The 13719-nt window shown below is 69.2% G+C and carries 18 protein-coding genes; 10 read left to right on the top strand and 8 right to left on the bottom strand.

Annotated elements, in window-relative coordinates:
• Positions 1–226 precede the first annotated feature (226 nt).
• Positions 227–910, top strand: coding sequence for an acyl-CoA dehydrogenase family protein (locus tag ACZ6R6_RS31065; protein WP_470099312.1), 684 nt, complete (start codon positions 227–229; stop codon positions 908–910).
• A gap of 200 nt (positions 911–1110) precedes the next feature.
• Here ACZ6R6_RS31065 and vanY-N read toward each other — a convergent pair whose 3' ends face one another.
• Positions 1111–1767: a D,D-peptidase/D,D-carboxypeptidase VanY-N gene (gene vanY-N / locus ACZ6R6_RS31060; RefSeq protein ID WP_470099310.1), complete on the bottom strand. Its 657-nt coding sequence runs from the start codon at positions 1765–1767 to the stop codon at positions 1111–1113.
• Positions 1768–1957: 190 nt separating this feature from the next.
• Between vanY-N and ACZ6R6_RS31055 the strand changes: the two genes are divergently transcribed.
• From ACZ6R6_RS31055 to ACZ6R6_RS31040, 4 genes are read left to right on the top strand one after another with little or no spacing between them, the layout of a single operon-like run.
• Positions 1958–2632, top strand: a complete 675-nt coding sequence (locus tag ACZ6R6_RS31055) for a response regulator (RefSeq protein WP_470099308.1) — start codon at positions 1958–1960, stop codon at positions 2630–2632.
• An 8-nt stretch (positions 2633–2640) separates the two neighbouring features.
• The gene (locus tag ACZ6R6_RS31050; RefSeq protein WP_470099306.1) at positions 2641–4116 is read left to right on the top strand and encodes an ATP-binding protein; all 1476 of its coding nucleotides are present in this window, start codon (positions 2641–2643) and stop codon (positions 4114–4116) included.
• Positions 4113–4622, top strand: a complete 510-nt coding sequence (locus ACZ6R6_RS31045; protein ID WP_470099304.1) for a GerMN domain-containing protein — start codon at positions 4113–4115, stop codon at positions 4620–4622. Before ACZ6R6_RS31050 ends, ACZ6R6_RS31045 begins: the two co-directional genes overlap by 4 nt.
• Positions 4623–4664: 42 nt before the next feature.
• Complete coding sequence (locus ACZ6R6_RS31040) at positions 4665–5093, top strand: hypothetical protein (protein ID WP_470099302.1); 429 nt, start codon at positions 4665–4667, stop codon at positions 5091–5093.
• On the opposite strand, the gene ACZ6R6_RS31035 is transcribed toward ACZ6R6_RS31040, so the two are convergent.
• Positions 4996–5361: a hypothetical protein gene (locus ACZ6R6_RS31035; RefSeq protein ID WP_470099300.1), complete on the bottom strand. Its 366-nt coding sequence runs from the start codon at positions 5359–5361 to the stop codon at positions 4996–4998. The genes ACZ6R6_RS31040 and ACZ6R6_RS31035 overlap by 98 nt on opposite strands.
• A 902-nt stretch (positions 5362–6263) precedes the next feature.
• Here ACZ6R6_RS31035 and ACZ6R6_RS31030 point away from each other — a divergent pair.
• A complete protein-coding gene (locus tag ACZ6R6_RS31030; RefSeq protein WP_470099298.1) occupies positions 6264–6389 on the top strand; it encodes a hypothetical protein in 126 nt (41 codons plus the stop codon).
• A gap of 62 nt (positions 6390–6451) precedes the next feature.
• A complete protein-coding gene (locus ACZ6R6_RS31025) occupies positions 6452–7819 on the top strand; it encodes an aspartyl protease family protein (protein WP_470099296.1) in 1368 nt (455 codons plus the stop codon).
• Positions 7820–7903: 84 nt separating this feature from the next.
• Here ACZ6R6_RS31025 and ACZ6R6_RS31020 read toward each other — a convergent pair whose 3' ends face one another.
• The 5 genes from ACZ6R6_RS31020 to ACZ6R6_RS31000 form a co-directional block, all read right to left on the bottom strand.
• The gene (locus ACZ6R6_RS31020; protein ID WP_470099294.1) at positions 7904–8080 is read right to left on the bottom strand and encodes a hypothetical protein; all 177 of its coding nucleotides are present in this window, start codon (positions 8078–8080) and stop codon (positions 7904–7906) included.
• A 156-nt stretch (positions 8081–8236) separates the two neighbouring features.
• On the bottom strand, positions 8237–8584 hold the full coding sequence (locus tag ACZ6R6_RS31015) for a pentapeptide repeat-containing protein (RefSeq protein WP_470099292.1): 348 nt from the start codon (positions 8582–8584) through the stop codon (positions 8237–8239).
• 265 nt (positions 8585–8849) lie between these two features.
• Positions 8850–10067 (bottom strand): aminoglycoside phosphotransferase family protein, encoded by a 1218-nt coding sequence (locus ACZ6R6_RS31010; protein ID WP_470099290.1) that lies wholly within the window; start codon positions 10065–10067, stop codon positions 8850–8852.
• Complete coding sequence (locus tag ACZ6R6_RS31005; protein WP_470099288.1) at positions 10060–10194, bottom strand: hypothetical protein; 135 nt, start codon at positions 10192–10194, stop codon at positions 10060–10062. The genes ACZ6R6_RS31010 and ACZ6R6_RS31005 overlap by 8 nt, the downstream gene beginning before the upstream one ends.
• Positions 10195–10244: 50 nt before the next feature.
• On the bottom strand, positions 10245–11243 hold the full coding sequence (locus ACZ6R6_RS31000) for a quinone oxidoreductase family protein (RefSeq protein WP_470099286.1): 999 nt from the start codon (positions 11241–11243) through the stop codon (positions 10245–10247).
• An 87-nt stretch (positions 11244–11330) separates the two neighbouring features.
• Here ACZ6R6_RS31000 and ACZ6R6_RS30995 point away from each other — a divergent pair, with 87 nt between their 5' ends.
• From ACZ6R6_RS30995 to ACZ6R6_RS30985, 3 genes are all read left to right on the top strand, one after another.
• Entirely contained in the window at positions 11331–11753 is a 423-nt protein-coding gene (locus ACZ6R6_RS30995) for a MarR family winged helix-turn-helix transcriptional regulator (RefSeq protein WP_470099284.1), read from the top strand.
• Between the two features lie 11 nt (positions 11754–11764).
• Complete coding sequence (locus tag ACZ6R6_RS30990; RefSeq protein WP_470099282.1) at positions 11765–11902, top strand: hypothetical protein; 138 nt, start codon at positions 11765–11767, stop codon at positions 11900–11902.
• A gap of 612 nt (positions 11903–12514) precedes the next feature.
• A complete protein-coding gene (locus ACZ6R6_RS30985) occupies positions 12515–12874 on the top strand; it encodes an avidin-fold protein (protein ID WP_470099280.1) in 360 nt (119 codons plus the stop codon).
• A gap of 89 nt (positions 12875–12963) precedes the next feature.
• Here the strand turns inward: ACZ6R6_RS30985 and ACZ6R6_RS30980 are convergent, their stop codons facing one another.
• Positions 12964–13608: an Lrp/AsnC family transcriptional regulator gene (locus tag ACZ6R6_RS30980; protein WP_470099278.1), complete on the bottom strand. Its 645-nt coding sequence runs from the start codon at positions 13606–13608 to the stop codon at positions 12964–12966.
• Positions 13609–13719 lie beyond the last annotated feature (111 nt).

The raw sequence follows: 13719 nt of genomic DNA, 5'->3' as shown, positions 1-13719 counted from the left end.
AGCAGGTAGGCGCTTCCGGTGCCGGCACTGGTTTCGGTGAGGCGTTCGGCTTCGCCGGGGAGCGCCCTGGCGCGGGAGCCCTCTCCCCCTCGATGACAGCCACGGAGGGGCCCGACGGGGTGCGGATCAGCGGGGTGACGCGCCCGCGCGGTCTGGCCCGGTCGATGGACCTGCTCATCGCCGGTGTCATGGTCCCCGCTCGGACGGCCCGGGCGAGGAACCGGCGGTGGCGCTGGTGCCCGCGGACAGCGAGGGCGTGAGCGTCGGCGGGGCGGAGGCGGAGAGCGAGCAGGTCACCCTCGACGACGTCGAGGTGCCACCGGAGATGCTGGTGCGCGCCTCGGACCTCGACGGGCAACTGGACGCACCGCTGACCGCGGACTTCGCCCCGTACCAGCTGCTGATGACCGGCAGCCACCTCGGGGCCGCCGGCGCACTGGTCGAGCGGGTGCTGCTCGACAACCGGCTGCCCGAGTCCGAGCGGGTCCGGCTGCTGGTGGAGACCGAGGGCGCGATGTCGGCCGCGGAGGGCGTCGCCCGCCGGATCGACGACGGCGGCCCGGACGAGTCGACGCTCGCCGACTCGCTCTACGTCCGCTACTGCGTGCAGGAGGCCCTCTCCCGGGTGGTCCCGCGCGCCGTCGAACTGCTCGGCGACCTCGACTCCACGGCCTCCGACGAGGTCGGCCACCTCGCCACCTTCGCCAGTCGCGTACGCCCGGGCCGGGCGGAGCCGCGTACGCCCGGCCCACCGGACGCAGCGGCCACAGGGCCGGCCCCTGGTTGCGTGCGGAGCCCTGTCAGGGATGGTTTGTCCGCCAAGACAGTCGTTCCTGGGAGCGCTGATGACGGCCGTGGTCCCTGGTTGGATCTTCGGGTGCTCCATGCTGTTGACGCTGGTCAGGCATAACTTCCAGGTCAAGACTCTTGCCTGGAGATCCAGGTCGGTCCTCGACGTGGCATCGGCCGGTATGCCTCCACCTGCCGATCCTCAGCGGCCAGCTTCGCCACGTACCGGTCGCAGGCTCCGCTGAAGACGACTGAAGACGGAGGACTGTTGCGGGGGCGTATGCGATTTTCGATACGCCCGCGATACACCGGATCCCCGGCTCAGGGAACTGGCGCAAGCCGGCAGTGAGAGGGTCCTGCCGCTGCGACCGCGACAGCCCGGCTACCGCAGGTGCTGGACGACTCGTCCAGCCGCTCCCCGTTCTCGACGACGTAGCCCACGCCGGGGTGGGGCCGCCGTCGTGGTGGCGTGCCGCCGCTGTCCGGGCGGTGCTCGAAGTGCCACCACTCGTTGTCGTAGATGCGGTAGAGGTCGTAGCGGGCGCCGTGTTCCTCAAGCCAGCGCGCGCCTTCGTGGGGGCGCACGTCCAGCGCGATGCCCTTGACGTGGCTGGATTCCGCCGGTGGTAGCACGAGCATTCGCGCCAAGGCCGGGGAGCCGGAGCGACGCACCTCCTCGTCGAACATCCGCTGCTGGACAAGGGGATCGCGGTATCCCGAGGTGAGGCCGATGAGCTGGCCGTGACGCCAGAGCGCCTCGGTGCGCGCCGCGGTGAACGCCGCCATGGCGCCGTCGGTGAGGCCGGTGAGGTCCTCGGCGGGGAATCGCGTCCGTAACGCCCAGCGGCAGGCCAGTTCGCGGGCGCGGCCGGGATGGCGGGCGAGCGCCGCGGGCAGCAGGAGTACGGCGAGCACCAGCGTGGCCGCGGCGTACAGCCGGTCTCGGAGCCGAGGTGGGAGGGTGTGTGTTCCGTTCATGGCGACTACGATTGGCGCCGAATGTGTGTGCTCTGTCCGCCGTATGTCACTGTTTCTCGACGGCGGCGATCGTCGGCGCGATCGTGACACAACCATGACATGGCGCTGACGAGGCGGGGACACGGCAGGCCGACAGTGGATGGGGTTGACCGGCGGGCGAGGTACGGAGCGTGCTGTGAAACTCGGCGGCGTGTCGCGAGTGTTGTTGATCGAGGATGACCCGGCCGTGCGGGAGGGCCTTGAGCTGGCCTTGACCCGGCACGGGTACCGGGTGCGCGCGGCGGAGTCCGGCGAGCAGGGGCTGGACCAGCTGCGCGCGGACCTTCCCGACGTCGTCGTGCTCGATCTGATGTTGCCCGGCATGGACGGGTTCGAGGTCTGCCGCCGCATCCGGGCCGCCAGGGAGGTACCGATCATCATGCTGACCGCGCGCGGCGACGACATCGACGTGGTGGCCGGGTTGGAGGCGGGCGCCGACGACTACGTGGTCAAGCCGGTGCGGCCCAGGGTGCTCGAGGCACGCATTCGCGCGGTGCTCCGGCGGGTCGGCCGGGACCAGGCGGAGCTGGAGCGGCACGGGGACCTGACCATCGATCGGGCCGGGCTGGTGGTCGCCAGCCGCGGCGTGCCGGTCGGCCTCACCCCGACCGAGCTACGCCTGCTGCTTGAGCTCTCCGGCACGCCGGGCCGGGTGCACAGCCGCCAGCAGCTGCTGGAGTCGGTGTGGGAGCATGGGTATTTCGGCGACTCGCGTCTCGTGGACGCGTGTGTGCAGCGGTTGCGCGCGAAGATCGAGGACGACTCGGCGGCGCCCGTCTACGTGCAGACGGTGCGCGGGTTCGGGTACCGGTTCGGGCCGGTGTGAAGCGGCCGGTGACACCTCTGCCGAGCCTGGGGCTGCGTGCCCGGCTGTTGTCCGCGTTCGCGCTGCTGTGTGTGGTCACCACGACGGCGGTGGCCGGCGCGATCTACGTCGAGGCCCGCAACGCCATCCTGGAGCGCGCCCAGGATGCCGCGGTGCAGGCGATGAGAGGCCGCCTGCAGGCGCTCTACCCGTTGCAGAATCCGGCGCCGGACGCGGGTGAGCTCGGCGAGATCGCCCGCACCGTGGCTGACGGCAACAACGACGCGGTCGCCGTCTACCACGAGAGGCGCTCACCGGCCGGCCCCCGCCGGCCATGCCTGCCTTTCGGCGGGCCATGCCGGCAGGGCCTGGATCCCGGGATGATTCCCAAGGGGCTGCGGCGGGAGGTGGCCGACGGCAAAGTCGCGTGGCAACGCGTGGTGTGGCAGGACGGGCCCCACCTGATCATCGGCACGCCGTTGCTGATCGTCGAGGGGGACCGGCCGACGCGGGCGTCCGGCATCGAGGTCTACATGATGCACAGCCTGGCTCCCGAACAGCACAGCATCGACCGGCTCGCCGCACGTGCCTGGGGCGCCGGCGGGGCGGCCCTGGCGTTCGCGGTCGTCCTGGCGTTGCTGGCCGCCCGTGGCGTGCTGGGTCCGGTGCGCGAGCTCGGCCGGGCGGCACGTCTGCTGGGCGAGGGCGAGCTGCGGGCCAGGATCGCGGTCCGCGGCTCCGATGAGCTGGCCGAGGTGGCACACACGTTCAACACCACCGCAGCGGAGCTGGAACGGCACGTCGAGCAGCTGCGCGAGATGGAGGCCGACGCCCGCCGGTTCGTGGCCGATGTGTCGCATGAGCTGCGCACCCCGCTGGCCGCGCTCGCCGCGGTCGCCGACGTCCTGGAGGAGGAGGCGGCCGAGCTGCCCGAGCCCGCCGGCCGGGCCGCCAGGCTGGTCAGCCAGGAGACGCTCAACCTCACCGCTCTGGTGAACGACCTCATCGAGATCAGCAGGTTCGACTCCGGCGTTGCGGCCCTCGCGCTGAACGAGGTCGACGTGGCCGAGCTGGTGCGCGCGACCCTGCGTACGCGGGGCTGGTCGGAGCAGGTGCACACCGAGCTTCCAGCCGCGGTGACGGCACGGCTGGACCCGCGCCGGGTGGACGTCATCCTCGCGAACCTGGTCGGCAACGCCCTGCGGCACGGCGAGCCACCGGTGTGGGTACGGCTGTCCGCCGACCCGCACTGGATCGCTCTGGAGGTCCGCGACCACGGGCCGGGGCTGGACGGAGCAGTACTGCCGCACGTGTTCGACCGGTTCTACAAGGCCAGCGCGGCCAGGGCCAGGTCCGAGGGCAGCGGCCTGGGCCTGGCCATCGCACGGGAGAACGCGCGTCTGCACCGAGGCGACCTCACCGTCACCAACGCCCCGGACGGCGGCGCCGTCTTCGCGCTGCGCCTGCCACGCCGGGCGCACGATCCGGACGGAGGCCCCGAGTGAGGACCGGGCTCGCCCGCCGCGTGCTCGCCGCGGGCCTCGTATCGCTCGTCGCCGTGGCCGGCTGCGGTGTGCAACCCAGCGACGCCATCCACGCCGGCGACCCGCCGAGCGGAGCCGTCGCACTAACCGTTGCACCAACCGTCGCACCAGCCATGAAGATCACCCTCTACCTGGTGAAGAACGGCCGGCTCAGCGCGGTAACGCGGCCCGGTGGTCGACCACTGTTCCGAGCGGACACGCTCGCGCTGCTGGCGGCCGGGCCCACCGCGAGGGAGCAGGCGCACGGCTTCACCACCGAGGTCCCGCCCGGAGCCGGCCCGTTCTCGGTAACCGTCAAGCCGTCCGGCCACTTGGTGGTGACCCTGTCCACCGCGGCCGGCGAACTGTCCACACTGGCCGTCGAGCAGATCGTGTGCACGGCCGCCGCCGCGGTGCCGGAAAACCCTGCCCAGGTCACCGTCGTCGGTGCCGGGCAGCGCGTCGGCCCCCGGCACTGCCCGGGGTAACGGTAGCGACCTATCCTCTACTTCGGGCAGATCGCCGTGGTCTTGGTCAGATTGAGTGGAGCGTGCGGCTGCAGGCACTACGGCATCGAGACCGTCACCCTGGGCAGGCCGGTCGCCGACGACGGCACTCTGGCCCGGCTCAAGCACCAACGGGTGGAGTTCCGCGATGTCATCCACGACCGGTTGGCGGCCCTGCACGGCACGGTCGAGCTCGACGGCCACCCGCACACCAGCGAGCTCACCCCCCACCACGTCCAGTTCGCCGCTGACGGCACCGAATTCGGCCCCCTGGCCGACCTCGTCACAAGCACCTTCGACAGGCTGAACCTCCGCTCAGCGGTCGCAGCAGCACAAGACGGCGACCAGTACCTGGTCATCGACGTGACTCGGCCGCGCCTGCCCCAACCAGCGTCCGAGCGGCGAGCCGGGCCGAGGATGCCGCTGACCTTACCCAGGTGTTCCACGCCATGACGTCCAACGCGGTGAACGCCTCGGTCTCGGCCAGGACCCGTCGGGAGACGGCTTCGAGCAGGGCCGGGTTCGGGCGGCGGGGCGCCCTGAGCAGTGCCGCGCCGGTCGCGACCACGGCGAGCATCGACGCCTCGACGACGGCGTCCGGGTCGACCGTCGGGCTCGCCTCGGTCACCACATGCCCGATCCACTCCAGCACCTCTCCCGCGGCGATCGCGGCCCCGGCGACCTGCGGGTCGACCGTCGTCCCCGACGTCGGCACTGGCATGGTCGAGCGCGCGCCGGGCGATCGCTTCGACCTCCGCCGCGCTCACCTGACGCGTCCGGATCAGCTCGCGCAGACCGACGGCGTCAGAACCGGAATACTCATGCAGTTCCAGTGGTCCGGCTCCTCATCTCGTGGCCGTGACCAGCTTGGCGGACAACTCGGCGCGGCACCATCGGATTTCGGCGCTCCTCCCCCGGCACGACGACATCCTCGACGCCCCCGTGGCCATTCGGCAGAGCACGCGAAGCAGGACCGGTGAAGGGACAAGGCCAGCATGCTGGCGTGCTGATGCGCACAGGGGAACTGGCGATCCATCGAAACGTCAACGAGGGATCAGAGATCAGCCCGACCCTCCCCGCTATCGCCTCATGCCGCTCGAGCAGGGGCTGAGCTGGGAAAACAATGCGCAACCGGCGCGGCATGACGTTAACTCGACTTTGCCGTAAGTGGGGTGCCACAGGTACGCCTGGCGTGGCGTGATCCGCTCGACCGGGACCAGCCGGAGCACGGTGCGCATCAGTTGACCGCGTACAGCCGGTCTCGGAGCCGGGGTGGCAGGGTGCATGGCTCGTCCATCACCAACCACCATTGGTCCCGGATGTGCGCACCTTGTCTGCCGCATGCCGCGGTTTCTCGACGGCTGCCACCGTCGGTTGCGGCTGTGACACGACCGTGACACGGCGCGGACGAGGCGGGGACAAGGCCGGCCGACAGTGGATGGGGTCGGCGGGCGCACTGCGGGTGGGTTACCGAGCGTGCGGCGAAACCCGGCGGCGTGTCGTGAGCGTTGTCGATCGGGGATGACCCGGCCGTGCGGGAGGGCCTTGAGCTGACCTGGATCCGAACCGTCCACTGCGGACGGAAAGCCGTGTCCGAACAGGCCGGAGGTGGACTGCGGCACGGTGACGGTGACGGTAGCGGTCGGCTGGTCGAAGCCGGACGGGCCGGCCATCCGGGTGGCCCTGCCCGGCGCGAGGCCACCGATCTGGGCCGTCCGCATCGGGTCGATGCTGTGCGGGCCCCGGTGACTCCGGCGCCGCCCTCATCAAGCAGGGCGAGATGAGCTGGCCGGGGCTGCTGTGACCGTCCGTTGGATGAAAGTTCCGGCGAAGGTGATCACGAAAGGGAGAAGGCGTTGGTAAATGACGGAGAATGGGATCGGCGTTCGGTGTTGCGGGGCGCCGCGGTGCTGGCCGGTGCGGCCGCGACGGCGCCGCTGTTGGGCGGGGCGGCCACGGCGCTGGCCGGCAGCGGTGACGCGGACACGCTGTTCAAGGCTGGCAGGTTCGAGCAGGCCGGCCGCGCGTACGAGGAGATCCTGAGAAAAGACCCCAAGAACCTGCACGCAGCCCGGCTGCGCGGCTTTGTCGGGCTGCTGGCCAACCAGTTCCCCGACGCCGAAAAATACCTCAATATGGCTATCGAACTGGCGCCCGACGACAAGGACGCCAACTACTTCCTGGCCGACTGCTACATTCGGCAGGACAAATTCTCCCTCGCCGCACCACGCTGGAGAGCGGCCGGCGAGGAAGCCTACGCCAAGTGGTTCGCAGCAGTCCGCGGCGAGCCCTATCAGATCCACGGCGACATCGCGCGCGTGCCATTCCAGCAGATGGACCCGATTCCGCTGGTCGAGGCCTCGGTCAACGGCGGACCGCCGAAGCGCTTCACGTTCTACACCGGCGCCCCGAATCTGAGCATGCGCTCGTCGGTGGCCAAGGAGGCCGGGCTGAGCCCCGTCACCAGTCAGAAGACCGAGTACGAGAACGGCGTCATATGGGCGTACTGGGGGATACTGGACTCCTTCAAGCTGGGCGGCATCGAACTGCGCAACGTCCCGGTGAGCTGGTCGTCGACGGAGTCGGGCGAAGATGTCGACACCGACAGCGACGGCCTGATCGGCATGTGGGTCTTCTACCACTTGCTGACCACCTTCGACTACGCGGGCCGGCAGCTGATCCTGCGCCGCAGAACCCCCGAAACGGCCAGGAAGGCACGCGCCGCCGCTACACGGGCGGGCGCCGAGCCCCTCCCGCTGTGGCTGGCCCGTGAGCAATACCTGCACAGCACGGGCAGCATCGCCGGCGTCGCCGGCTCCCGCACAGGGGTGGTGGGTGTGAACTTCGGCGGAGTCGGCGAGATCGCCGCGGGCATGCGCGGGGACACGGCCAAGCAGTTGGGGATCCGCACCGACTACGACCGTCAGATCGGGACTTTTGCCCAAAGCCACCCGGCCGTCGTCTACCCCTGCTACCCGAAGGAGATCCGCCTCGGCAACGCCGTCGCCAAGGAGGTCTACTGCTACACGAACCCAAACCAGCCGGTCAACGTGCCCTGGCCCTATGGGACAGGGTTCGACACGATGGGCTGGTTCTCCCACTGTTTCTGGAAGCCCTACAACATCACCGTCGACTTCACCGACATGAACCTCTACATCGCCCGTGGCAAGGCCGCCTGATCACCGTGACCGCACGGGCGTCACGGGGGCTACCTGGAGCTGGCCCGCAAAGCAATCCCGTCCCCCCGAGTGACAGGGCGTCCGCTAGCTCGCTCCCAGGGTGCCAACGCTCAGCCGGGCGTTCAGGTCGAGCCGGACCTCGCCGTAGGGGCGCACGTGCTGCCAGAACAGCGGGGTCAGGCCGCGCCGGTCGACGGGGGTGAGCAGGGCGGGCCACTCGGGTTCGGCCAGCACGTCCTGCAGCATCAGGGTGTGGGGCATGACGAGCGTTCGAACGAAAAGCCCCGCCAGCGGAGAAGGGTTGAGCGGCTTACCGTGACTTTCCGTTCGGATGCTCGTCATGCCCCTTACCGGACAGTGCACTGGCCCTGTCCGGTATCCGCCTTGGATGCGTCACCGCCGGCCCGCCGCCTGCGATCAGGCGCCCTGGGCCGGGGCGCCGTCTGTCTCCTCCCGGGTCAGGCGGCCCGCTCCCTCCGGCGTCGTCTCCAGCCGCCACCCGTCCGGCCATGCATGAGCGGCTGCGGGATCGACCACCACAGCCCCGTCGAAAGCCTCAGTTGAAGCGGCCTCGTCGAGCCAGACGCTCTTGGTGAAGGTTGCCCTGCCGAACCGGGCGGCCCCGTGGAAGATCACCTCACCGAACCAAGCTTCCCTGTGGAAGGTCGCCTCACCGAACAGGGCGGGCCCATGAAAGGTCGCGTTGTCGAACCGGGCGGGGCCGCCGCCGCCCCCGAAAGGGCGTGACCGGCCGCCGCGATGCACGATGCACCTTGATGACCTGGTCCGCTCCGAGCGCTTCGAACATCCTCTAGGTCTAGAGGTCGTCGCCCCCTCTAGACCTAGAGGGTGCTCTAGATGTACTCGGTCGGCAGATTGGTGACAGCTCCCGTAGCCCGCCCGGGTTCACCTGGCAGAAGGTGTGGTTCTGTCTCAACCTCAGCCCGTTGACCTGGGCTAATGCGATCGAGTGTCCCCCATGGCAGCGTCGTTACCGACAGCCCCATTCCCACAATCAGTCGAGGTCGGCCTATTGGTCCGCTGCCGTCGGTACGGTGGAGGGGCTCCCCGCCGAGTATTCAGCGAAGATCTCAGTTAGGACGCGCCGTGCATTCAGCGCCGGCTCGTCAGTATCGCCCAGGGTGTAAGAGCAGGTGGCCATCGTCTTCCAGAGAGCCCAGCCACGCCCGCGCGCCCATCTTGCGTCGTCAACGGACAGTCGCTCGCGGAACGCCTGGCGGCTGTCAGCGGTCAGCAATGTCCATGCAATTGCCAGGTCGCAGGCCGGGTCGCCGACGCCGCATGTGCCGAAGTCGATGACAGCTGCCAATTGTCCGTCTTTGAGCAGGAGATTCCCCTGGGCAAGGTCACCGTGGAACCAACTGTCCACACCGTCCCAGCGCGCGTCCAGTGCGGTCTTCCAGATCTCGCGCGCCAGGCTGACGTCGACGTGGCCGTCCAGCTTCTCCAGCGCGCTCTCGAGTTGCCCCTCGTAGGTGCGCAGTGTGGCGCCCCGGAACCAGTTGTGTTTTCCCGGCCGGGGACCGTCAGCGGTGTCGATGCTCTGCAAGGCCGCGACGAAGCCGGCCAGGTCGACCGCGAATCGGACCGGATCAGCGATCCGGTCGGCGCTCGCAGGCTCGCCGTCCAGCCACTGGTAGATCGACCACGAGAAGGGGTAGCCCGCGTCTGGCCCGCCCTTCGCCAGCGGGGCAGGGATGGGTAGCGGAAGCTGGGAGGCGAGCGGCCGAAGCCACCGGTGTTCCTTTTCAACCGCCAAGGCGTACTCGGATGCGCTAGGCAAACGCACCAGCATTCCGTCGCCGAGGTGGAAGGTCCAGTTGTCCCAGCCACCGTTAGCTACGGGCTCGATCGGGAGGTCCGCCCACTGCGGGAACTGCTCGGCAATGAGCCGGCGGGTCTGCTCCGCGTCGACCGTGATACGCTGGGGCATTGGACCAAGATCAGGTATACCGCTCAACGAGACTCCCCTGTCTGGCAATGGACGTAAGTGTGCGACCAGGACATTGGCTTGCCGCTTGAGTACACCCCATCGTGCTCCCATGGGGCCAGGCTCACGTGCGGCTGGGCTGGCCATGGCCTCAAACTGATCGAGTCGGCTCAGGCCCGCCGGCGCGCGGTCAAGGCCCTCCATGTTGCCCCGCCCCAGGATCAGGGCGTTCACCGTGCAGAGCACGCCGATCTGACGATTGAGGAAGTCTCGGGATGCCAGAACGGCGTTACTCATCGGTGTATGTGATCAGCACCTCGCCATGGCGCATCTGCTCACGCTGCCCCGCAGAAGGAGCCTCCAGCAGGGTGCTGAGGCGATCGACCACGCTGACGTAGCGGATTGTCGGGTCGGCGAGCCGCACCGGGTGGTGGAGGATGCGGACAGCCGCAGCCTCGAGCGGCCTGTCGCGTCCTATCCGACCTTGAGGGCCAGCTTCCCGACATAGTGATCGTTCAGAGCGCGATGCGCGTCCTTGACTTGACCCAACGGGAAGGTCCGGGCGACGTGGACCTCGAAGGAGCTCGACTCGATGATCGCGTTCAGCCGATCGGTGGCGGCGCGGCTCCGATCCCCGTCATAGTAGGACATCCTCGCGCCTGGCGAGGCTACAGGCACGGGCAGGACGCCATTCGGCCAGGCGATCCGCCCCGAATTCCTGATCGCGCGAAGAGACCGTTCCGCAGCCTCGCCTCCCGCGGTGACCAGAGCCGCATCGAGCCCGCCTGGCGCGAACTCGGACGCCGCAGCCAGCACATCGTCTTTGCGACCGTCGACGGCCTCGTCTGCGCCCAGCCGCCGGGCCAAGGCGACACCGTCGTCACCGGAGGCCACGGCCAACACGCGGATGCCACTGTGCCGCGCCAGCTGTACGGCCAGGTGCCCGATACCCCCACTGGCCCCGAAGACCATGAGCGTCTCGTCCGGCCGCAGGTCGAGCAGATCGAGGCCGCTCAGTGCGGTCAGGGCGTCCCAAGCCATCGCGCCGGCCTGCCCGGTCGGCATCCGGTCGGGTACGCGCGCCACGAACTCCGCCTCAACGAGGCCGTACTCGGCGTAGAAGCCACCACGCGGCACCGGCATCGTCGCAGCGTAGACACGCTCGCCCACGTCGAACCGGGTGACGTTGCGGCCGACCGCGGCCACCGTGCCCGCCGCGTCCCAGCCGAGGACATAGGGGAAGGCCGACGCGACGCCGAAAGCGCCGTCGTAGTCCCCCTCCCGCTCGACCGCGTCCCAGGACCCGACCCCTGCGAATTCCACCCGGATGAGGACGTCGTCGTCGCCGACCTCCGGGAGCGGTATCCGGCGTGACGAGAGTTCGTCGACGCCGCCGAACCGGTCAAGGACGACCGCGTTCATCTGCGGCACCACGATCGCGCCGCCCGCTGTGCGCTCAGCTCTGCTGTCCATCGGCTCCCCTTCATTACTTGAGTGAATCAAGGATTGATTGGACCATATTTGCTTGAGTGAATCAAATAACTCCTCTAGGCTGGCACCATGGCGCTGCCAAACGGACCCGTAACCACCTCCTCCAAGACTGAGGCGGCCCTGTTCGACCTGGTCGACGTGTACGACCGTGCCTACGAGGCGGCGGCGGCGGAGCTGTCGCTCAGCTCGGCGCAGGCATGTGTGCTCGGGCGGCTCGATGAGCGACGCGGCATGGGCGCCCTGGCCGAGGAGCTCGGCTGCGACGCCTCCAACATCACCCAGATCGTGGCGCGTCTCGAAGGGCTCGGCCTCGTGGCCCGCGAGCCGAATCCCCGGGACCGCCGGGCACGACTCGTCGCGCGAACCCCCCGAGGAGACGAGATCAACCATCGGTTCGCAGAAGCCTTCACTTTCGCCCGCACGGCGGTCGGACGGCTTTCACCCGACGAGCAGGACCAGTTGACGGCGCTGCTGCGAAAGGCGCTGGGCTGACACCGGAGCCGGTGACGGTCGACGGGAAGATCATCCAGCCTTACTCCGGGCTGGCCCGCCGGGCGATGAACGGCGAGGCGGCCCTCGACTGCGGGGCCGACCCGACGCGGCTGTGCCGGGGACGCGCCTGCAGGTGGTTCGGCCGGTGATGAGCGGAAAACAGCGCGGATTCAGCCCGCCGGGGTGACCCACGATGTCATCCAGCGCCAGGACGCCACCGGCGGCCTGGGGACCTTCGGCTGTCGATGGCCGCCATCGGCGTCGACGGGGTCTGGCGAGCGACTCGGCCTGGCGTTGCGCATCCCATAGCGGCCCGATCTCGGCCACCAACTCCACCGGCAGACCAGTCACACGCCGGTTGTTCACCACGATCCGACGCTTGACAGTCCTCGCCACACGTAGATCAACGATCATCCGGCCGCAGGCTACGGCTAACCATGCACGAGGTCACAAGAGAGCTGACCGCCGATGTCGCCGACGGCACCGCCTGCCCCGGGGTGCGGACGCGACCCCCGCCATCCGTTCTGCGCCGCCGATTTCGCCCATCCATCCAGATGGATCCCGCCTGGCCGGGTTACGCCATCCTCCGGCCGTGTTCATGGCCGTTGACAGGTCGCTCATCTTGCCCGCACTCAGCCTGATCTCACCCATCGCCTCCGAACGGGCGCCCGGCTGGACAGATCATCTTGTCCCGCCGCCGAGATGAGCGAAACGTCCAATCTCGATTGCGTACGCCCGGCGGAGCGGCACGATGCGGAGACGTGAACGACAACGACCTTCTCAACCTCAACGACCGCAGGTTCATCATGGTCAGCTCGACGGCGAGCGCGGTGGACCCGGACGGGCCCACCGAGTTCACCTACCGGGAGTCCGGCGGGATCATCTGGGGCGACTACACCGGCGACACCGTGGTCCACGGACGCTTCGTCGGCACCCGGGACGGCGACCGCCTGGAGATCACCTACGTCCACCTGCTCAAGAACGGCGAGCGCGCAGGCGGGCAGAGCGGCAGCCGCATCGAGACCCTCCCCGACGGCCGGCTGCGCCTGGTCGAGGAATTCCAGTTCGCCGGGGAGGACACGACGCACGTGAGCGTGTGCACCGAGGTGCCTGGCGCCTGAGAGACCCGCCCGCCGCGCCGTGCAGTCCCCCGGAAAGGAACCCGGCCGCACCGGACGGCATGGGAGGTCCGCACGTCGTAGCAGGTGGTTCAGATGTCCTGCTGGAGTTGGGCGCGGCCCTCGGCCGCGCCCACGAAGCGCATCTTGCCCAGGGGCACCTCTCCCCCGGGGGTCGCGGCGGGGTCGGCGGGACGGCGGGAGGAGCGGCCGGGACCGCGGTCGCTCGGCAGGACGTAGGGGCGCTTGAGCACCTCGTCCAGGATGAAGACGGTCTCGGTGGCCTTGACCGCGGGGATGTTGGCCAGCCGCTCGGTCACCATCGCGTGCACGGCGGCGACGTCGGCCATCCGGACCTGGATCATCGCGTCGTGCTGGCCCGTCGTGATCGCGCAGTACTCCACCTCGGGCATCGCCGCGAGCTGGGCGCGGAACTGGCGCCACATCTGCTGCCGGACGGTCACGAAGATCAACGCGGTGATGCCGAGACCCGCGCGGACGTGGTCGATCTCCGCCGTGAACCGCTTGATCGCGCCGTCGGCGCGCAGCGCCTCGAAGCGCGTGTAGGCGTTGGCCCGGGAGATGCCGACCCGCTCGGCGAGGGCGGCCACGGAGATCCTGCCGTTCTCGCGCAGCACCTCAAGGATCTTCAGGTGCGTCGCGTCGAGTTCCAGGCCGATGCCGATCCGTCCAGGTTGACCGCCTTCCTGGGCCGCGTTCCTTGATATTTCGGTCATCTCCATACCCCTTACGCCAGATTCGTCTCAGCTTAACCCCATGAGCTGGACTTTTTGCCGGACAATCCTGGACGATCGGCGACCAAACGTCTACACGGCCCATTTTCGGAG

The sequence above is a fragment of the Streptosporangium sp. NPDC048886 genome, assembly GCF_055586905.1.
The sequence above is the reverse complement of the archived record's forward strand: the minus strand, read 5'-3'. Positions and strand labels throughout refer to the sequence as shown.

What these genes read in the sequence shown, in the direction of transcription:
- ACZ6R6_RS31035 (WP_470099300.1), bottom strand. Translation starts at nt 5,361, where the DNA reads ATGCCAGTGCCGACGTCGGGGACGACGGTCGACCCGCAGGTCGCCGGG.
- vanY-N (WP_470099310.1), bottom strand. Translation starts at nt 1,767, where the DNA reads ATGAACGGAACACACACCCTCCCACCTCGGCTCCGAGACCGGCTGTAC.
- ACZ6R6_RS31010 (WP_470099290.1), bottom strand. Translation starts at nt 10,067, where the DNA reads ATGAGTAACGCCGTTCTGGCATCCCGAGACTTCCTCAATCGTCAGATC.
- ACZ6R6_RS31020 (WP_470099294.1), bottom strand. Translation starts at nt 8,080, where the DNA reads ATGCCCCACACCCTGATGCTGCAGGACGTGCTGGCCGAACCCGAGTGG.
- ACZ6R6_RS30980 (WP_470099278.1), bottom strand. Translation starts at nt 13,608, where the DNA reads ATGACCGAAATATCAAGGAACGCGGCCCAGGAAGGCGGTCAACCTGGA.
- ACZ6R6_RS30995 (WP_470099284.1), top strand. Translation starts at nt 11,331, where the DNA reads ATGGCGCTGCCAAACGGACCCGTAACCACCTCCTCCAAGACTGAGGCG.
- ACZ6R6_RS31000 (WP_470099286.1), bottom strand. Translation starts at nt 11,243, where the DNA reads ATGGACAGCAGAGCTGAGCGCACAGCGGGCGGCGCGATCGTGGTGCCG.